20 protein-coding genes are annotated in these 18,396 nt (G+C 66.1%); 10 read left to right on the top strand and 10 right to left on the bottom strand.

Annotation, left to right across the window (positions count from 1 at the left end):
• The first annotated feature begins 6 nt into the window (after positions 1-6).
• Together ACQPZ2_RS21330 and ACQPZ2_RS21325 are read left to right on the top strand one after the other, a co-directional pair.
• Entirely contained in the window at positions 7-267 is a 261-nt protein-coding gene (locus ACQPZ2_RS21330; RefSeq protein ID WP_433527166.1) for a hypothetical protein, read from the top strand.
• 50 nt (positions 268-317) lie between these two features.
• Positions 318-506 (top strand): hypothetical protein, encoded by a 189-nt coding sequence (locus ACQPZ2_RS21325; protein ID WP_433527165.1) that lies wholly within the window; start codon positions 318-320, stop codon positions 504-506.
• A gap of 18 nt (positions 507-524) precedes the next feature.
• Here ACQPZ2_RS21325 and ACQPZ2_RS21320 read toward each other — a convergent pair whose 3' ends face one another.
• Positions 525-1,859: a serine/threonine-protein kinase gene (locus ACQPZ2_RS21320; RefSeq protein ID WP_433527164.1), complete on the bottom strand. Its 1,335-nt coding sequence runs from the start codon at positions 1,857-1,859 to the stop codon at positions 525-527.
• 123 nt (positions 1,860-1,982) lie between these two features.
• On the opposite strand from ACQPZ2_RS21320, the gene ACQPZ2_RS21315 reads away from it, so the two are divergent.
• A complete protein-coding gene (locus ACQPZ2_RS21315) occupies positions 1,983-2,705 on the top strand; it encodes a CAP domain-containing protein (RefSeq protein ID WP_433527163.1) in 723 nt (240 codons plus the stop codon).
• A 5-nt stretch (positions 2,706-2,710) separates the two neighbouring features.
• Here the strand turns inward: ACQPZ2_RS21315 and ACQPZ2_RS21310 are convergent, their stop codons facing one another.
• On the bottom strand, positions 2,711-3,094 hold the full coding sequence (locus ACQPZ2_RS21310; RefSeq protein WP_433527162.1) for a winged helix-turn-helix transcriptional regulator: 384 nt from the start codon (positions 3,092-3,094) through the stop codon (positions 2,711-2,713).
• A gap of 77 nt (positions 3,095-3,171) precedes the next feature.
• Here ACQPZ2_RS21310 and ACQPZ2_RS21305 point away from each other — a divergent pair, with 77 nt between their 5' ends.
• Complete coding sequence (locus tag ACQPZ2_RS21305; protein WP_433527161.1) at positions 3,172-3,990, top strand: NAD(P)H-binding protein; 819 nt, start codon at positions 3,172-3,174, stop codon at positions 3,988-3,990.
• 138 nt (positions 3,991-4,128) lie between these two features.
• Here the strand turns inward: ACQPZ2_RS21305 and ACQPZ2_RS21300 are convergent, their stop codons facing one another.
• On the bottom strand, positions 4,129-4,989 hold the full coding sequence (locus ACQPZ2_RS21300) for an SDR family oxidoreductase (protein WP_433527160.1): 861 nt from the start codon (positions 4,987-4,989) through the stop codon (positions 4,129-4,131).
• Positions 4,990-5,520: 531 nt separating this feature from the next.
• Here ACQPZ2_RS21300 and ACQPZ2_RS21295 point away from each other — a divergent pair.
• A complete protein-coding gene (locus tag ACQPZ2_RS21295) occupies positions 5,521-6,900 on the top strand; it encodes a bifunctional lysylphosphatidylglycerol flippase/synthetase MprF (RefSeq protein ID WP_433527159.1) in 1,380 nt (459 codons plus the stop codon).
• Here ACQPZ2_RS21295 and ACQPZ2_RS21290 read toward each other — a convergent pair.
• Genes ACQPZ2_RS21290 through ACQPZ2_RS21275 form a run of 4 tightly spaced genes read right to left on the bottom strand, consistent with a single transcriptional unit; the run spans position 6,897 to position 9,633 of the window.
• A complete protein-coding gene (locus ACQPZ2_RS21290) occupies positions 6,897-7,541 on the bottom strand; it encodes a pentapeptide repeat-containing protein (protein WP_433527158.1) in 645 nt (214 codons plus the stop codon). The two genes, ACQPZ2_RS21295 and ACQPZ2_RS21290, sit on opposite strands and share 4 nt — an antisense overlap.
• 56 nt (positions 7,542-7,597) lie before the next feature.
• Positions 7,598-7,981 (bottom strand): NYN domain-containing protein, encoded by a 384-nt coding sequence (locus ACQPZ2_RS21285; protein ID WP_433527157.1) that lies wholly within the window; start codon positions 7,979-7,981, stop codon positions 7,598-7,600.
• Positions 7,974-9,218 (bottom strand): RNA polymerase sigma factor, encoded by a 1,245-nt coding sequence (locus tag ACQPZ2_RS21280; RefSeq protein WP_433527156.1) that lies wholly within the window; start codon positions 9,216-9,218, stop codon positions 7,974-7,976. The genes ACQPZ2_RS21285 and ACQPZ2_RS21280 overlap by 8 nt, the downstream gene beginning before the upstream one ends.
• Positions 9,219-9,228: 10 nt before the next feature.
• On the bottom strand, positions 9,229-9,633 hold the full coding sequence (locus ACQPZ2_RS21275) for a YciI family protein (protein ID WP_245721211.1): 405 nt from the start codon (positions 9,631-9,633) through the stop codon (positions 9,229-9,231).
• Between the two features lie 209 nt (positions 9,634-9,842).
• Here ACQPZ2_RS21275 and ACQPZ2_RS21270 point away from each other — a divergent pair, with 209 nt between their 5' ends.
• Complete coding sequence (locus ACQPZ2_RS21270; RefSeq protein ID WP_433527155.1) at positions 9,843-11,009, top strand: serine hydrolase domain-containing protein; 1,167 nt, start codon at positions 9,843-9,845, stop codon at positions 11,007-11,009.
• 21 nt (positions 11,010-11,030) lie between these two features.
• Here the strand turns inward: ACQPZ2_RS21270 and ACQPZ2_RS21265 are convergent, their stop codons facing one another.
• Positions 11,031-14,294 (bottom strand): carboxyl transferase domain-containing protein, encoded by a 3,264-nt coding sequence (locus tag ACQPZ2_RS21265; RefSeq protein WP_433527481.1) that lies wholly within the window; start codon positions 14,292-14,294, stop codon positions 11,031-11,033.
• Positions 14,295-14,343: 49 nt separating this feature from the next.
• Here ACQPZ2_RS21265 and ACQPZ2_RS21260 point away from each other — a divergent pair, with 49 nt between their 5' ends.
• The 3 genes from ACQPZ2_RS21260 (at position 14,344) to ACQPZ2_RS21250 (ending at position 16,035) form a co-directional block, all read left to right on the top strand.
• Complete coding sequence (locus ACQPZ2_RS21260; protein WP_433527154.1) at positions 14,344-14,955, top strand: TetR/AcrR family transcriptional regulator; 612 nt, start codon at positions 14,344-14,346, stop codon at positions 14,953-14,955.
• Positions 14,956-15,095: 140 nt separating this feature from the next.
• A complete protein-coding gene (locus ACQPZ2_RS21255; protein WP_433527153.1) occupies positions 15,096-15,377 on the top strand; it encodes a YdeI/OmpD-associated family protein in 282 nt (93 codons plus the stop codon).
• Positions 15,378-15,603: 226 nt separating this feature from the next.
• Positions 15,604-16,035: a nitroreductase/quinone reductase family protein gene (locus ACQPZ2_RS21250; RefSeq protein WP_433527152.1), complete on the top strand. Its 432-nt coding sequence runs from the start codon at positions 15,604-15,606 to the stop codon at positions 16,033-16,035.
• 91 nt (positions 16,036-16,126) lie between these two features.
• Here the strand turns inward: ACQPZ2_RS21250 and ACQPZ2_RS21245 are convergent, their stop codons facing one another.
• The gene (locus ACQPZ2_RS21245) at positions 16,127-16,252 is read right to left on the bottom strand and encodes a hypothetical protein (RefSeq protein WP_433527151.1); all 126 of its coding nucleotides are present in this window, start codon (positions 16,250-16,252) and stop codon (positions 16,127-16,129) included.
• Between the two features lie 6 nt (positions 16,253-16,258).
• Positions 16,259-16,945 carry a TetR/AcrR family transcriptional regulator gene (locus ACQPZ2_RS21240; RefSeq protein ID WP_433527150.1) on the bottom strand — a complete coding sequence of 229 codons (687 nt, stop codon included), beginning with the start codon at positions 16,943-16,945 and terminating at the stop codon, positions 16,259-16,261.
• A 35-nt stretch (positions 16,946-16,980) separates the two neighbouring features.
• On the opposite strand from ACQPZ2_RS21240, the gene ACQPZ2_RS21235 reads away from it, so the two are divergent.
• Positions 16,981-18,354, top strand: a complete 1,374-nt coding sequence (locus ACQPZ2_RS21235; RefSeq protein ID WP_433527149.1) for an FAD-dependent monooxygenase — start codon at positions 16,981-16,983, stop codon at positions 18,352-18,354.
• The last annotated feature ends 42 nt before the right edge of the window (positions 18,355-18,396 follow it).

Genomic DNA, 18,396 nt, shown 5'->3' with positions numbered 1-18,396 from the left:
CTGGGTATGACATCACGAATCCGCTTGCTGCTGAGCGTGTTTGCTCTGGTGAGTCTCGGTGTGGCCGGATGCTCGTCCGCCGCACCGCGTCAGGTCCAGCCGGAGCCGGGCGCAACGCGTCCGACGACAGTGCGTAACGGACGGATTCCGGGCGGGACCATTACATTGCGAACGAATCAACGGGTCATCTTCGAACCGAATTCGCTGCGGTACTGCACGACCGATGGTGCCGGATTCAAGTTGCACACCGGGGAACCGTATGGCTGAGCGGAATCTCATCCCTGGAATTCGGTACGCAGGAGGGTGCGGAGTTGTCGGTGACCTACCGGCCGTTGCCCGCGAAAGGCGGTGGCACCCAGATCTTTCCTGGTGCCGCGAATGTGCAACCCGGTTCCGGCCGCATGTCTTCGGTCTGTGAATTCTTCGTCGCGAATCTGAGCCAGCGATATATGCCCGGCGATCTGATCGGTATCACCTTCGATTCGGAGACCGAATTACATAACTGATCCGCGTGCGGTGAATCATCACTGCAGTGTGCTGAGCCGGAATGCGATCACGAGCGCCGCGACTGATATCACGATGGCAATCCAGCCGAGCCGGATCCAGCGTGCGGCCGATGCGGGCGGTGCGACGAATGCGCGTCGGGCATGAATTCGTTCGCTGAATCCGCGCATGATCGCGACCGGCCCCAGTACGAGGCCGAATCCGGAGAGCGACAGAAGAGTTATGACCACGACCATTGGTGTTCGGGGATCCGGATCGTGTTCGGGGACCGGCGGACCTGGCGGCACCTGGTTGACGACAGGCCGATCGGCTGGGGTAACCACAATATTGCGCGGCGACGTGGAGCGTCTACGTTGTGGCTCGGTGGACCGCACCAGCCTTTCCTCGGCCGCGACGAGTTCGGTGACCTCATTCGATGCGGGCACACCGTCATGCCTGTGCGCGGTGACCTCGTCGGCCGCGGTGATCGCGTGCGCCTCTTCGTTCGGTGCGGTGACCTCGTCGGCCGGTTCCGCAACAGTTTGTTTGCGCCGGTTGCTCCGCTCATCCTTGGCTTGTGCCGCAAGGAAATCCACCAATTCACGGGCTGTCGGCCGGGCATCGGGATCCTTGGTCATCGCCGCGAGGACCATGCGCCGGTAGCGGCCGGGCACGTCGGTGAGATCCGGATCGTCCCGAATGATCCGCGCTATCACCGCCGCCTGGGTATCGGCGTGGAACGGTGGCCGACCGGTTGCCGCGAAGGCGACCAGCGCGCCCCAGGCGAAGATATCCGCGGGCGGTCCTACCTCCTGGTTGCCGAGCATTTCCGGCGGCATCCACGCGAGTGTCCCGATGATGCGCCCCGGTTCGGTGAGGCGGGTGGCATCGACAATCCGGGCGATACCGAAATCGATGACCCGTGGGCCGTCCCACGTCAGAATGATGTTGTCCGGCTTCAAATCCCGATGAATGACATCCGCGCCGTGTATGCACTCGAGTGCTTCGGCCAGCCCGCTCGCGAAATCGTAGAGCTGTGCCGACGACATCGCGCCGCGTTCCCGAATGGCCTCTGCCATCGACTCCCCGGATACGAAAGAATTTGCCAGCCACGGCCGCTCCGCTTCGATATCGGCGTCCACCACCTCCGCGATGCGTCGTCCGTGTACACGCTGAGCCGCGGTCACCTCCTGCCGAAATCTGGCCCGGAACTCGGGATCCCGCGCCAATTGGGTATGCGGCATCTTTATCGCGACCACGGTGCCGTCCGGGCCGAATCCCTGGAATACGACACCCATTCCACCCTCGCCGAGGCGGCCGTGTAACACGAACGTACCGATAGCCGTCGGATCATCCGGCAACAATGGTCTCAGCATTCTCCCTCGCCGATTACGCTGAGCTGTCGTAGTTTTCGGAGTTTAGCACTGTCCGAGGGTATTGTCCGACCACATTGGTTCCCCGTTGGTGTTTCATTGGTCGCCGCCGCGAATCTCATGGGCATGAGCCCATCGAAACACCCGATCCGCCGACCCGCCGCAGCCTTGCTGGCCGCCATCGCGGGCCTGACGATCGCAGTACTCCCACTCACCGAACTGCCCACGGCCGCAGCGGCTCCCGACTGCGCACACGCCGATGATCCGGTAATCCCTCCGGACAAGGCGCCATCCGGCAACTCCGGCTCACGCAGCCGCCTGCGGGATCTGTTCCCCGACCTCGCCTACCGCCACGAGATCGAAAAGGCGGTCCTGTGCCTGACCAATGCCGAACGCACCCAACGCGGCATCCCCGCCCTCGAATGGAACATGCTTCTCGTCGACTCGGCGGAAAAGTACGGCACCGAAGCCGACCGCCTCAACTGGTGGGTCGGCAGCACCAAGCAGGAAACGGTGAAATGGCACATCCACCCCGAGACCCCGCGCACCACCGCCGACGATAGTCAGGAGGCGACGGTGCAGGTCGGCAAGCGCATCGCCGCCGCCCAACCCTGCGCCCCCGGTAAGACTTTGGCGCACTGGGCAGAGAACACCGCCTGGGGCACCGGCAACCGATCCACCGCCCGCGCCATCGTGGACGCCTGGATGCACTCCGACACCCACCGAGCCAACATCCTCGACAAAGACTCGACGTTGCTCGGCCCAGGCGCGGTCTATGGCCTCGCCCAACCCGGCACAGCCCCCGACCAGGCAGGTCTGTACGTCCAGCACTTCGCCTCGTGCAAATGATCGCCTTACCGCTGCTTCGCGTCGTAGTCCAGCCGTGCCTGTTCGACTTTGTCCAGGTTGACCGACCATTCGGCGAGCGACGCGAACAGCGGTGCCAGGCTGCGTCCGAGATCGCTGATCTCGTACTCCACCCGGGGCGGTACCTCGGGGTAGTAGGTGCGCACGACGATCCCGTCGCGTTCGAGTTGGCGTAGCCGCTGTGTCAGCACCTTGGGCGTGATCGTGACGATGCGGCGTTCCAGTTCACCGAATCGTTGTCTCCCGAACTCGTTCAGTGTCCACAGGATCGGGGTGGTCCACCGACTGAAGACGATGTCGACCACCGGAGTGATCGGGCACGCGAGTTCCGGCGGGGGCTCGATTGTGGTCTCGGCCACTTCCACCGTCACTTTCCTCTAGGTACCTACTACCCCCACGACAGTACCGTGACCGGGTCCGCAGCGAAATCGGCGACAGGAGAACGGAAATGATCGTGGTGACGGGAGCGACCGGGAATGTCGGGCGACCGCTCGTGCAGGCCCTCGTCGACGCAGGCGAGGAAGTGACGGCCGTCTCCAGGAGCATGATCGAAGTGCCTGCGCGAGTCCGGTCGCACCAGGCTGATCTGGCCGAGCCCGCGACCCTGGAACCCGCTCTCGCGGGAGCCGAGGCGGTGTTCCTCTTGACCTCCCCCGACTTCATGGCGAACGGCAATCTCGGTGACGTCGTGCACGTGGTGCGAGCGGCCGGGATCCAGCGGGTCGTGTTGCTGTCCTCGCAAGGTGTCGGCACACAACGTCATTCATCGAGACTGGAAGATGTCGTCGAGCAGTCGGGTCTGGACTGGACGATGTTGCGCCCGGGCAACTTCAACTCCAACTCGCTGCAGTGGGCCGATTCGGTGCGCACCCGGCGAGTGGTCGAAGCGCCGTTCGGCGACGTCGCGGTCCCGGCCATCGCCCCTGCAGACATCGCCGAGGTCGCTGCCGTCGCGCTGCGCGAGCCGGGCCACGGCGGCAACATCTACACCCTGACCGGTCCGGTTCCGATCTCCCCCCGACAGCAGGCCGCGGCAATCGGGGACGCCATCGGCGAGCCGGTACGGTTCATCGAGCAGAGCCGCACCGACGCCCGGAACCAAATGCTGGAATATCTGCCCGAGCCGGTCGTGGAGGCGACTCTCGGCGCCCTCGGCTCCCCATCGGCCGCAGAGCAACAAGTAAGCCCCGATGTCGAGCGACTCCTCGGCCGCCCACCCCGCACCTTCGCCGCGTGGGCCGCACGCAACGCCGCAGCCTTCAAATAGCGCTGCCCCCCAACATATTTGGTCAAGGGATCACCATGCGCCGGTGGCGGCATCGGCCGAGAAGGCCAACACCAGCGCATGGTGATCTGGGTCCAACTATTCCCCGCGGCGGGCAGCGGTTCGGCTAGCTGCGGTCGGTTACGCCTCGGTCGGCGCGGGTGTCTTGTCGATATAGCGGCTCATCGCCCAGTTCAACCCGCGCATCGCGAGGTTGTAGGACGGCGGGAAGTAGCGCTGCGCGAGATAGCCGATCCGGATATCCGGGGAGGTGAAGACCATGTACTTATTGCGCTCGACCCCGCGCACGATCGATCGGGCCGCCTGCTCCGGTGTAACCGCATGCCGCATGAACAGCGAAACCGCCTGCTGCACCGCGGCACCCTGCCGATCGATGCCCGCGATATCGACGCTGTCCACCATCGGTGTCGCCATCGCGCCGGGGCAGACCAGGCTGACACCGATCCGGTGCTGCCGCAGATCGAAGCGCAGCACCTCCGAAACGCCGCGCAATCCGAACTTTCCCGCACTGTAGGGCGCATGCCAGGGGAGCCCGAAGAGACCTGCGGCCGAGGCCACATTGACCAGATGTCCACCTCGCCCGGCCTCGATCATGCGCGGCACGAACTCCTCGATCACATGGATCGGGCCCATCAGATCGATATCGATGGTGCGCCGCCACTGCGAGTGCGTGAGCCGATCGACGGTCCCCCAGGTGGCAATGCCTGCCACATTCATCACGATATCGACACTGTCCACCTCGGCGTGCGCCTTCGCGGCCAGCGCCACCACGGCGTCGTGATCGCTGACGTCGGCGGGCGCGGCCAGGTGCACGACGCCACCCCGCGCGCGCACTTCATCGGCGGTGTTCTGCAGTCCGGCATCATCGATATCGGTCAGGACCACCGATGCGCCCTTGGCGACAACCGCCAGCGCGGTACTGCGCCCCAATCCACTCGCCGCTCCGGTGATCAGGCAGCTCTTACCGTGGAACTTCGTCATGAACCAAACGATAGACAATTACGAACACTGTTGTCTATAGATCCGATAGTCGTCCCGGACGCAATATTCGGACACTGGTCCATCAGATACCGAGATGCGATTGATACACGGCTCGCTGAACGATAGCTGTCGACCACGAATCGTGCTCATCTCCGACCCGACGGAGCGTCGCCGCCGTTCACACACACCGGAATCGCGGCGATATACAAGCGGTGAGGCTGATGTCAAGGCATCGATACCAGGGCCGATGGTCGGGAATATGGCCACGAAAAGGCCCTTGTCCGGGTGCACTGTGGTGCCATACTCGATTGGAGTGGCCAGCGGCGCACTCGCCCCGGTCCGATCGATACCGACGCACCAGCCTCAGCATGGCATGGTTGCCGGGCGAACACTCGCGGACTCCAATGATCTTGGTGCGCCAGGAATGTTCGAGCACTCATCCCATGTTCCCAATATTGTTGCGTGTACAGGATTATCGGGAGGACCTCATGGGGAACCTGTTCGGACCCACCGGCCTAGTGGGGGGCAGACGTGGCTGAGGGACGCGAAACGACGGCACGGAATTCCACGCTCGCCGGGTACCGCGATGCCTCGATCACCACCACACCGGCCGTCCGGCCGGTGATCTCCATCGCCCTGTTGCTGATGAGTGTCGCGCTGGTCTACGAGGCCGGTCGCGCCGCCCCCGGACAGGACCACGGCTGGTTCATCGCCGTGTCGATCGCCGGACTCTTCGTGGTGCGCGGCTTGCATCTGCGCCGCCCGATCACCCTGCCGCATTTCACCATCGCGGTTTTCGTGCTCGCGGCGGCCAATGCCGCCTATCGCGCTTCGCATCCGGGCTTCGGATTCGTCTTCCTGGCCGCGACCGGATTCATCCTGATGCTGCCGCAGTCGAGTCGGCCCCAGCCCGAGCAGCTGTACCGGGTCGCCGAACTCGTCGGCCGAACCCACCGCGATCCCCTCGCCGCCTTCGCGCTGCATTCCTCGAAGTCCTACTACTTCAACGCGAATTCGACTGCGGCGATCGGCTATCGAGCCCGCTTCGGGATCGCGGTGGTCGCCGGTGATCCGATCGGCGATCGCGCCGACTTCCCGGCACTGCTCACGGACTTCTCCGAGTTCGCGGCGAATCACGGCTGGCGGGTCGCAGTGCTCGGTGCAAGTCCGGATATGGCCGAGATGTGGCGGCATCGGGCGATCGAGCATCGGGGATTGCGCGCGATTCCGGTCGGCCGCGATGTGATCATCGATGTCGGGACATTCGCCATGGTCGGGCGTTCCTTCCGCAATCTGCGCCAGGGCGTGAGCCGCACCCGGAATTTCGGCGTGACCACCGAGGTCATCCATGAAACCGACCTCACCGAACCATTGCGGGCCGAACTACTGGATATCGTCGACGAGTGGCGTACCGGTCGGCAGAATCGCGGCTTCTCGATGATCCTCGACCATCTGTTGGACGGTCGGAATCCCGGCATGCTGCTGGTGCTGGCCCGCGATGAGAACGGGCGCGTGGCGGGCTTCCAGCGCTACGGCGTCTCCGGGCGGGGCCGCGAGCTGAGCCTGGATGTGCCATGGCGGCGCAAGGATGCCCCGAACGGGCTGGACGAGCGGATGATCATCGATCTCGTCGACCACGCCCGTACCCAGGGGATCGAACGGATCTCGCTGGCATTCGCCCCTTTCCCGGAACTATTCGCCGAGAAGGAACGGTCGCGGACCGGGAAGCTGATCTATGCGCTCGTGCACCTGGGCGATCCGTTGATCCGGCTGGAATCGCTGTACCGATTCCTGCGCAAATTCCGAGCGATGTCGGATCAGCGCTTCGTGCTGATCCGCTGGCGCGAGGTGCTGCTGGCCGCCGCGGCCTTGCTCACGTTGGAGTTCGTGCCGCACCGCAAGCAGTACTAGTCACGGACGGTAATGCCGATCGCCTTGGCGAATTCGGGTGCCAGATCGATCAGTTGCAGCGGGGTGATGGTTGCCCCGCGCAGGGCATCGAGGCCCTCGGCCACATCGAGGTGCGCCGCACCGCGCAGGTCGACCTGTTGCAGTCGGGCACGGTTGATCAGCAAGCCCTCCACGGTGGTGCCGGGGAAGGTGACCTTGGTCAGCTCGGCATCACCGAAGTCGGTGTGGCGCAGCACGCAATCGATGAATTGCACCTCGCGCAGTTTGGTCTTGCGGAAGTTCACGGAGTCGAATTTGCAGCCCTCGAAGCGCACTCGACGCAAGTTGGCACCGCCCGCATCGACGCCCGACAGCGCACCGGCGATCAATTCGACGTCCTGCCAGGAGGTATCGGACAGGTCGGTGCCGACCCAGCGCACGTTGCGCTGCCAGACATCGGTGAAGCGGGAGAACCGCAGGCTGCCGCGGTTGATCGCGAGCGAGGTGAAGACGGTTTCGGAGAACCTGGAATTGCCTGCCTCGATGTCATCGAGGTCGTCGCCGGTGACGTGCACACAGTCGTAGTCGCCCTCGGGTTCGAGATCGCTCTCCAGCGGCGTGAGATAGCGCGCGTAGGGCAATTCCTCGAGTTCGTTGGGCACAGTTGACCTCCGGGTTCGGCGACGGTCTTCCTTCTCTACCAGTCGGATCCGACAGGTCAGGGGTCGATGCGGTCCAGCAGCCAGCGTGGGCCGACCGATTCGGCGCCGAGGGCTTGGATTCGCTCGCGGAGTCCACGATCGGCGGTTACGACGGTGATCCTGTCCTCCGCGGTGGCCGCGGCTACGACGTCGACGATCGCGTCGTCTCCCGAACCGTCCGCAAGCACCACGCGCACGCCTTCGAATCCCTCCGATCCCGCGGCCTTCGCCGCACCCTCCAGTACGACGACCACTTCGGCGGGTTGTAGGAGATGCAGCGTGCTCAACCGCATGAGCAGTCGCCGAGCCGCACCCGCACGGTCGCGCCACCAGCCATCGGGACGTGAGCCAACGACGTTGGCGGCATCGACGACGATCAGCATCGCTTCCTTTCTACTCATCGGTGCTGAGGCGGGCGGCGCGGGTGTGCAGGTAGCGCTGTTGCGGAAGGCTCATAGTCTGTTGTGCGGCAAGCAGATATGCCTCGCGGGCACCGGCCCGGTCCCCCGTCGATTCCAGCAGATGGGCGCGGACCGCTGCCAGGCGGTGATCCCCCGCCAACTTGCCGCCGTCGGCCAGATCGTCGACGAGCTTCAACCCGGCCAGTGGTCCGCGAGTCATGGCTACGGCCACGGCGTGGTTGAGAGCGATGAGCGGATTGTCTACCAGGGCCAGCAGGCGTTCATAGAGCAGCATGATCTGCGGCCAATCGGTGGCCTGGTAGGTCGGCGCCTCATCGTGCAGCGCCGCGATGGCGGCTTGTAGTTGATACGGACCGGGTACGCCGTTGGGGAGCGCCTCGGTGATCAGCGCGATGCCTTCGGTAATGGCTTCGGAGTGCCAGAGTGAACGGTTCTGGTCTTGCATCGGAATGAGTTCGCCGGTGGGTCCGGTGCGGGCGGGTCGGCGGGCATCGGTGAGCAGCATCAGCGCGAGCAGGCCGGTGACTTCGGCGTCGGCGGGCAGCAGGCGGTGCAGCAGACGGGTCAGGCGGATGGCCTCGGCGGACAGTTCGACGCGGTGCAGGCTCGGTCCGGAGGTGCTGGCATAGCCCTCGGTGAAGATCAGATACAGCACGTGCAGCACGGCGGCCAGGCGCGCGTCACGGTGGGCGACGGCGGGTGGGGCGAAGCCGGTACCGCTGTCCTTGATCGTCTGCTTGGCGCGGCCGATGCGTTTGGTCATGGTCGCCTCGGACACCAGGAAGGCGCGAGCTATTTCGGTGGTGCTCAGGCCGCCGACCGCGCGCAGCGTCAGCGCCACCTGTGCGGTGGGCGAGAGCGACGGGTGACAGCACAGGAACAGCAGGACGAGGGTGTCGTCGGAGTCGGTGGGGTCGCGGTCGGCGGGCGGGGTGAGCCAGTCCTCGGGCAGTGCCCAGCGGGCCACGGTGTCCTCGCGCCTGCGGCGGGCCTGTTCGTTGCGGAGCAGGTCGGTCAGACGGCGCGAGGCGACGGTGATCAGCCAGGCGCGCGGGTTGTCCGGAATGCCGGCTTCGGGCCAGTGGGTCGCCGCGGCGAGCAGTGCCTCCTGCACCGCGTCCTCCGCGGTGTCGAAATGACCGTAGCGCCGAACCAGCGCGGCGAGGACCTGCGGCGCGCAGGTGCGCAGCAGGTCCTCGACCTCGGTATCCGACATCGGAAGGGGCTCAGCCGAATTCGGGAGCGGACTCCGCGATGGGCCGGACATCGGCGTAGGCCGTATCGGCGATGTGCGGCGGGGCCGGGCATTTGCTGAGTTCGGCCGCGATTTCGGTCGCGCGGTCGAAGCTCTCGCATTCGACGATCCAGTATCCGGCGAGCACCTCCTGCGTTTCGGCGTAGGGACCGTCGGTCACGAACGGTGCACCGTTCTTGGTGGTGATGCGACGGGTGTGCACCGGTTCGACCAGACCGCGCGTCTCGACCAGTTCCCCGGATTCCGCCAACTTCTTGTTGAGGTTGCCCATGAACTCGGCCATGGCCGCGAAATCCTCGGCACTCCACGCGGGTTTGCCGGTGTCCTTGCCGACCATGCCGTCGTAGTCCTGCTGCGAGCCGTAGCTCAGGATCATGTATTTCACGACAACTCCTCCGCTCCGGCGGCGCCCCGGTGGCGCCGCTCATCAGGTACGTCGCAGCCGCTGACCATTCTCGGACATGTCCGCCGAAAAAACTTCCGACCGCAGCAGTTGGTCCGCCAGCACGAATAGCGCCACCCGAGCTGCCAGCGGGTATGTCTACGGTCGCCGTAGGCGGCGGAGCGCGTGACATGCTGGGGGACATGGTGATCGATGGAGTTGTCGCGTCCGGGTTCGAGGCGGTGCGAGAGGTATTCGCGGCGAATTTCGCCGAGCGGGGAGATGTCGGAGCGGCGGTCGCGGTGTATCGAGATGGCCGATCGGTGGTGGATTTGTGGGGTGGACTCGCCGATCCGGAAGGTGAGCGGCCGTGGGAGCGCGACACGCTGCAGCTGGTCTACTCGGCGACCAAGGGTGTCACCGCGACGGTCGCGCATCTGCTCGCCCAGCGTGGCGAGCTCGACCTGGACGCGCCGGTCGCGCAGTACTGGCCGGAATTCGCCGCGGCGGGTAAGAGCGATATCCCGGTGCGCTGGTTGCTGACCCATCAGGCGGGGCTGGCTGCGCTGGATAAGCCGGTACCCCTGGCGGAGGCGCTGGCCTGGAGGCCGATGGTGGAGGCGCTCGCCGCGCAGACCCCGAACTGGCCGCCCGGCACCGCGCACGGATACCACGGGCGGACCTTTGCCTGGCTTGTCGGTGAGGTCATCCAGCGCGCGACCGGACGCACCGTCGGGCGGATTCTGGCCGAGGATATCGCCGAACCGTTCGGTGTCGACTTCTTCATCGGTTTGCCCGAGTCCGAACGGCATCGCGTCAGCCGACTCGTGTTCGCGCCCAAGATCGATCTGGCGACGGTTCCGGACGAATTCGTCCCGGAGGAATTCCGGCCGATGGTCGTCGCGATGCGTGATCCGGAGGCGCTGGTCAACCGCGCCTTCGAAGTCACCGATCCGGCCGATATCGATTTCAACGATCCCGCGGTGCATGCCGCCGAGATTCCGTCGAGCAACGGCATCGGCACCGCGCGCGGCCTCGCCCGGCTCTACGCGGCAACCATCGGCGAGGTCGACGGCGCCCGCCTGCTGACCCCCGAAACTCTCGCCGCCGCAACCCGCGAACAAGCCGCTGGGACCGACCGCGTCATGATGTTGCCCGACCGCTACGCCTCCGGATACATGCTCCCCACCGAAGGTTTCGCACTGGGCGGCCCCGAGTCCTTCGGGCATCCGGGCCGTGGCGGCTCCCTCGCCTTCGCCGATCCGGACACCGGCATCGCCTTCGCCTACGTCACCAACTACATCATCGAAGGCGCTCCGGACCTGCGTGCCCGCAATCTGGTCGACGCGGTAACCAACGCCATCGCCTAGACGGCGCGCCGGCCGCTCGGTTCAGCGCAGGGTGCGGATCCAACGGCGGGTGTCGGCCGGGTCGATGACGTCGTCGAGTTCCAGGACGGTGGCAGCGGTCAGGGCCTTGCCGTTGGCGTAGGCGAGCTGGACGAGGTTGTCGAAGGCCTCTTGGCGTTTATCGAGGTCTTCGATGGCCGCGAGTTCCTTGGCGAAGCCGAGCCGGACCGCGCCCTCCAGGCCCATACCGCCGATTTCGCCGGTGGGCCAGGCGATTACGAAGCGCGGGGCACGGAAGGAGCCCGCGGCCATGGCCTGCGCGCCGAGACCGTAGCCCTTGCGGATGATGACGGTGCCCAGTGGAACGGCCAGCGCGGCGGAGTCGATGAACAGCTTGCTGAACTTGGTGACGGTCGCTTCCTTCTCCGCCTCCGGACCGACCATGAAACCCGGTGTGTCGCAGAGGGATACGATCGGCAGGCCGTGGGCGTCGCAGAGTCGCAGGAATGCGCTGAGCTTGTCGGCGGCGGGGGCATCGATCGCACCGCCGAGGTGGTGGCAGTCGTTGGCGATGAGGCCGAAGGGGCGGCCTTCGACGCGAATGAGAGCGGTGACCACACCGACGCCCCAGTCCCGGCGCAGTTCCAGGACCGAGTCGACGTCGGCTACAGCGGCGATGACTTCGCGGATATCGAAAGCGCGCAGCCGATTCTCGGGCACCACGTGGCGGGCGAAGCGCGGATCCGGTGCCGTCCAATCCTGCAGCGGCCCTTGGAAATACGAGAGATAACGACGGGCGGCGGCGACTGCGTCCGCTTCGCCGGCGGCAACGATGTGCACGACACCGTTGCGGCGTTGGACATCGATGGGGCCGATGTCCTCGGGCGCGTAGACGCCGAGCCCGCCGCCCTCGATCATCGCCGGACCGCCCATGCCGATATTGGCATCCGGGGTCGCGATGACCACATCACACATACCGAGCAGCGCCGCATTTCCCGCGAAGCAGCGTCCGGAGACGATGCCTACCAACGGGACTCGACCCGACAGTGCGCCCATCGCTCGAAAGGTGGTCACGTCGAGGCCCGAGATGCCCGAATAGTCGGTATCCCCCGGTCGCCCGCCGCCGCCCTCGGTGAAGAACACCACGGGTATGCGCTGTTCGTATGCGAGTTCGAGCATGCGATCGGTTTTGGCGTGATTGCGCATGCCCTGGGTGCCGGCCAGCACGGTGTAGTCGTAGGACATGACCAGTGCGCGAGCGGCTTCCGCGCCGAATCGGTCGGCGTTGATGGTGGCGATGCCGCCGATCAGCCCGTCCGCGGGTGTGTTGGCGATCAGATCTTCGGGGCTGCGGCGTAGTCGCTGTGCGGCGACGGCAAGCGCGCCGTATTCGAGAAAGCTGTCCTGGTCGACGAGGTCGGCGATGTTCTCCCGGGCGGTACGGCGGCCCAGCCCATGCCTTTTCGCGACGGCGGCCGGACGGCCGGTATCGAGTCCGATTCGATGCCGCTCGCGTACTTCGCTCAGATCAGCACGGATCGCATCCAGGTCGACAGCCTCGATCTCGGCGGCCGGACCGTCATGATCGGTCGCGACCCAAGTCAATAGCAATGCATGCGGATCGACCGTGGCGCCCGGTGTCACCAGGTGGCGCGATACCCGCAGCGGCCGCTCTGCCCGCAGCACGTGCTGCATCTTCATTGCCTCGAGTACAACGACTTCCGCACCGGCCGGGACAACGCTGCCCGGCTCCGCCAAGCTCACGACGGTACCGCCCATCGGCGATCGCATGCCCTGCTCATCGTCTTCGAGCCTTACCTGGAGATCGGCTGCTGCCGCCGGGTTTCGACGCTCGGCGAGCTGATGCGCCGGACCTTCCGAGCCGACCGTGCACGGGGCCGCAGCAGATGCGTAATCGCCTGCCCGACCGACAAGTTCGCCGATACCGTCCTCGAACCACGAAGTGGAAACACTGGTCCCATCTGCGAGCTGATCCAACACCGCACGCAGCAAACTCGTGTTGGTATCGACACCGGCAATCACGGTTTCCGCCAACGCATCCGAACACCGCCGCACCGCAGCCGAGAACGTCGGCCCCTGTGCGATAACCTTCGCCAGCAACGAATCGAACTGCGCCCCCTGCCGCATGCCCGTGCACGCCGCGGTATCCACCCGAACGCCCACCCCGGTCGGCGCGGCGAATCCGGTCAGCACACCGGTGCTCGGCAGAACCTCCCCACCCGCCGTGACCATCTCGGCATTGACGCGCGCCTGCACCGCGAACCCGCGCACACAGCCATTCGCTCGAACAGCACGACCCGTCGTATCCGGCACAAGGTCACCGAGAGCGAGGTCGTGCAGGGCAGCGCCACGGGCCAGGTCGAGTTGGACTGCCACCAGGTCCACCCCGGTTACCGCCTCGGTGACGGTGTGTTCGACCTGGAGGCGCGGGTTGACCTCGAGGAACCAGGCGTCGGTCGCGGTGACCAGGAATTCGACGGTGATCACGCCGCGGCAGGAGACCGATTCGGCTATGCGGATGGCGTTGTGATGGAGTCGTTCGCGCAGGGCGGCAGGCAGATTCGGGGCCGGGGCGATTTCGACGAGTTTCTGGTGGCGGCGTTGGATGCTGCAGTCGCGGTCGCCGAGGGTTGTGGCTCGATGCCCGTCCGCGATGACCTGGATCTCGATATGGCGCGCGTCGGTGGCCAGTGCTTCGGCGTATACGGTGTCGTCGCCGAAACCGGCACGGGCTTCGGCTCGGCAGCGCTCGAGTGATTCGGCGAGTGTGTCCGCAGTGTGGACCGCACGCATGCCACGCCCGCCGCCACCCGCTGCGGCCTTCAGCATCACACCGTTCGGGTGGTCGGCGAAGAACGCGGAAATTTCCGCCAGGTCCGCGCCGACGGACGTTGCCGGCAGGACCGCGACTCCGACCTCTCGTGCGGCGTCGCGCGCCGAGAGCTTATTGCCGAAAATGCGCAGCACCGCGGGTGACGGCCCGACGAATACCAGACCGGCGGCCGCGCATGCTGCCGCGAAATCGGCACTCTCACTGAGGAATCCGTAGCCGGGATGCACCAGTGCATCGGCACCGGCCCCCTTGGCCGCGGCGACTACAGCCGCGATGTCGAGATACGCGGCGGCACCGATGCCCGGCAGTTGGACCGCGTCATCAGCCAGACGCACCGGCAGGGCCGTCGCCTCCGCACCGGTATAGAGCGCAAGAGTGGAGTAATTCCGCTCGCGTGCCGTCCGGATCACCCGGACCGCCACCTCACCCCTGTTCGCCACCACCACATGCATGCCGACAGTGTGCTTTGACATTGACGTCAATGTCAACGACGATGATTCCATGACACAGGCAGGCTGGTCGGTGCGTGCGGCGCGGGAACGATCCGATACCGACCGCCATCGCGCGTTGCTCGATGCCGCCGCCGACGTCTTCGCCGAGCGCGGCTACGACAAGACCACCGTCGCCGATATCACCACCGCCGCAGGCGTTTCCCGCGCGACGATGTATGTCTACTTCGCTTCCAAGGACGAAATCTTCCTCGCCCTCGCCGCCCGGGTCCGCGACGATTTCCTCGATGCCCAGGAACCCGATATCGATACCGACGATCCCCGAGTGATGCTGGCTGCCACCATCGATGCCTTCGCCGCCGCGGTCCGCACAGCAGGACCCATGCTGCGCCTCATCGATGAACGCGGTGCCGTCGACGACCGAGTCGCCATCCTCGCCCAGGAAATCGCCGAACGCCCCATCCGCCGCTTCACCCGCTACCTCGAACGCCTCCACACCGCAGGCCGCATCTCCCCCACCGTCCCGCCGCGCATCATCGCCGAAACCATCGGCTACGCCCTGACCCGCGGCACCCTCACCCGCGCAGACGCCACCCCACGCGCCCGCGCCACCTACCTGGCTCACATGCAGACGGTCGCCGAAACCCTCTTGTCCCCAACCTGATTCACCCCGATCCCGGATGCGCCGTCGCCACCGATCGGACCCACAGCTCTCGCGGCGATCCCCGGAAGAATTGTTGCCGAAACGCGCTGGAGCTCAACCCGACCCACATGGATCGACTCGCGCGACCAGGTTCAACGGCAATGGGGTCCGGACTGGTAACGACCCGTATTCAACCGGTCTGTATTCCCCTGATCGCCTGTATTGATCGCGACCGGTTTCCGAGACGGGGTCCGCCGCTGGCGAAACTGGCGGCCAATCCCGCCGCAGCCGCGACGTTCGACCAGTTGGACGCAGCCAACCGCTACCGACTCAACGCCGTCGCACGCGCGACGACCCGGGACCGCAAGCTGGCCGAGTACGTCGACGTGCTCGCTCGCGGCGAATCCCTCCATCCCCGCAAGCTCCGGAAGGATCGCCGGTGACCGTCCCCGCTCGGCTCGCCGCCGGAGGGCACAGCGACCGGGTGGTCGTTGATGCCGCATCGGCGTCTGGTGCCTCTTTCCGCCAGTCCAGGCTGTCGTGTATATCCAATACAGCGAAACGAACGGCCTGGTTGCCTTGAACCGCGTTCGGCCACGGTCTGCGGGCATTTCGATTCGTCCTGGCCGAGCTCGCCGCCGCGACCGAACCTCGACGCAGGAGACTCTGATGCCACCCAACCTGGCTCTGAAGGCAATGAACATCGCGCACCGCGGCCTGCTGCGGGCCACCGGTGGGAAAATGGGCAACTCCTTCAGCGGCATGCCGTCGCTGGAGCTGACCACGATCGGACGGAAGTCGGGACGAACCCACACAGTGATGCTTACCGCGCCGCTGGTCGACGGTGACACGATCGTGGTGGTGGCATCCCGCGGTGGAGATCCGATCCATCCGGCGTGGTATCTGAATCTTCGAGACCGGCCCGAGGTCGAAGTGTCATTCCGCAGCGGACCTCTCCGACCTATGATCGCCCGGACCGCGACTGCGGAAGAACGCGCCGAGCTGTGGCCGAGAGTGATCGCGGGATACAACGGCTACGCCGACTATCAGCGTCGCACGACCCGCGAAATTCCGTTGGTCCTGCTGGCCCCAAGGGACTGAACGGATCACTTGTGGTGACTATTGCCAGCATCTCGAAGACGCGGGTGCCGGCAAATCCGGCATGTGGGGTCCAGTTGAGCGAAGACTGGCGTTAGCGAGTGCCGGTGACGAAACCCGTTGCTATGGCGGTTGATTCGCCGGATTGGCGGGTGGCGGCGAGCGTGTGGTGGTTGCGTGTCGGGTTGTGCGTGATGAGGGCGGGGCCGGGTACGGCCATTCGTGATCACTGTGTCGTTTGCTGAGAGTCCGCGATCCCGGTGAGGATGCGGCGCAAGCCGTAGGAGAACTGTTCGGCCGGGCTCAGGTCGGCGGACTCGATGAAGCGTGAGACCCGGGGGTAGGCGCCGCTCTCGATGACCTTGCGCATGTAGGGTGCGACGGTGGCGCGCCACTGGTCCTCGGTCTGACCGGTGCGCCGCTGGGTCTCTTTCTCGGCGAACTCGCGCATGACCGCGCCGCGCACGTAGTCCCTGATCAGCCCGACGGCCGAGGCCGCGTCGGCGATGTCGGAGGTCAGCGGGGCGGCCGCGGTGAGGGCGTGCTCCAGGCCGCGCAGCCAGTTGGGGCCGAGCGATGGTCGGGTGGCCAGCAGCGGGGCGAGCCAGGTGTGCCGTAGCCACAGTTCGCGCTCGTGGTGGGCGTACGCCTCGAGGTCGGCGCGCCAGTCTCCCGTCAGCGGCACGTGGTCGGCCTGCACCGCATCGGCCATGAGATCGAGCAGGTCATCGCGGCTGTCCACATAGCGGTAGAGCGAGGTCGTGCCGGTCGACAGCTCGGCGGCGACGCGGCGCATCGACAGCGCGTCGAGCCCCTCGGCGTCGGCGATGGCGACGGACGCGTCCACAATGCGCTCCACGCTCAGGGCCTGCCTTTTCGACCGGTACGGGTCACGCTCCCAGACAATCGACATGGACAGGAGTCTACCGGAGTGGATACAGTGTGCCCATGAACGGGCACACTGTATCCACTGATGTTTTGATCGCCGGCGGCGGATCCGTCGGACTGATGCTCGCGGTGCTGTTGCGCCACCACGGCGTCGAGCCGCTGGTCGTCGAAGAGAAGCCGGAGCCCTCGCCCCACCCCAGGGCCACCGGCATCGGGTCGCGGTCAGTGGAGATCCTGCGCGAGGTCGGCTTGGATCGTGCGGTCAACGAGGCCGCGGTCGACTTGCGGGCGGGGAAGATCAGAGGGCGCACGCTCGCCGAGGCCGACTTCACCGAAGGTGTGGAGTGGAAGACGAAAACCGCGGACGAGCTCACCTACACACCGGCCAGGATCCGCGGCACGTGCGGACAGAACTGGCTCGACCGTGTATTGATCACCAAGGCCGGTGACGTGGAGTTCGGCGTGGCGCTCGACTCGTTCGAGCAGGACTCCGGTGGTGTCACGGCGACCCTGTCCGACGGGCGTGTCGTGCGGGCGCGCTATCTGGTGGCGGCCGACGGGGTGCGCAGCCGGGTCCGGCAGATCCTCGGCATCGGCCTCACCGGTCCCGGTGCGATCGGTCAGGAGACCACGAGCATCCTGTTCGACGCTGATCTGCGTCCGCGCAAGCCGTTCGCAATGTGCAATACCGAGCATCCAGACGCGACCGGCCTGCTGGTGACCGTCGACGGTGAACGCGAGTGGGTCTTCCTCACCACCCTCGACACGGAGCCGACTCCCGACCTCATCCGCACCGTGCTCGGCGACCCGTCGATCGAGGTAAAGATCCGCAGCGTACTGAAGTTCCGGGGACGCGGCCAGGTGGCCGATAGGCTCTCGGTCGGGCGAGTCTTCCTGGTAGGCGACGCGGCGCACGCCATCCCCCCACTGGGCGCGTTCGGGTTGAACACCGGCATCGCCGACGCACACAATCTGGCGTGGAAGCTCGCGCACGTACTGCGCGGTGAGGCCGGAGCCGAGCTGCTGGAGACTTATCACGCGGAACGCCATCCGGTGGCCCTCATGACGATGGAGCAGGCGCGCCTGCGGTTCAACGATCCGTCCCTGCACTGGGGCAAGGACATGGCGCAGGCGCGCAAAGCAGCGGGGGCGATCAACGCGCCGGTGGTGCACATGGGCTACCGGTACGGCGGCGCGGAGCTCCCCTCCACCGAGGACGTCGCCCTCGATCTCGACGGGTCGCCGGGATCCCGCCTGCCACACATGTGGGTGTCCGACGGGGTGTCCACGCTGGATCTCGTCGGATCGCGGTGGTGCGTGCTCACGGCCGATCCCGGTGTGGAGGCCGACGTTCCGGTGCACGTCGTGGACGGCTGGCCGTACGGGACGGTGCTGGTCCGCCCCGACGGGTTCGTGAGCCGTTCGTACCGCTAGCACGCCCTGCACAGTCACAGCCCGCGCGGTTCGAAGCGGCTG

This window comes from Nocardia pseudovaccinii, assembly GCF_050942345.1.
GTDB lineage: Bacteria > Actinomycetota > Actinomycetes > Mycobacteriales > Mycobacteriaceae > Nocardia > Nocardia pseudovaccinii.
The sequence above is the reverse complement of the archived record's forward strand: the minus strand, read 5'-3'. Positions and strand labels throughout refer to the sequence as shown.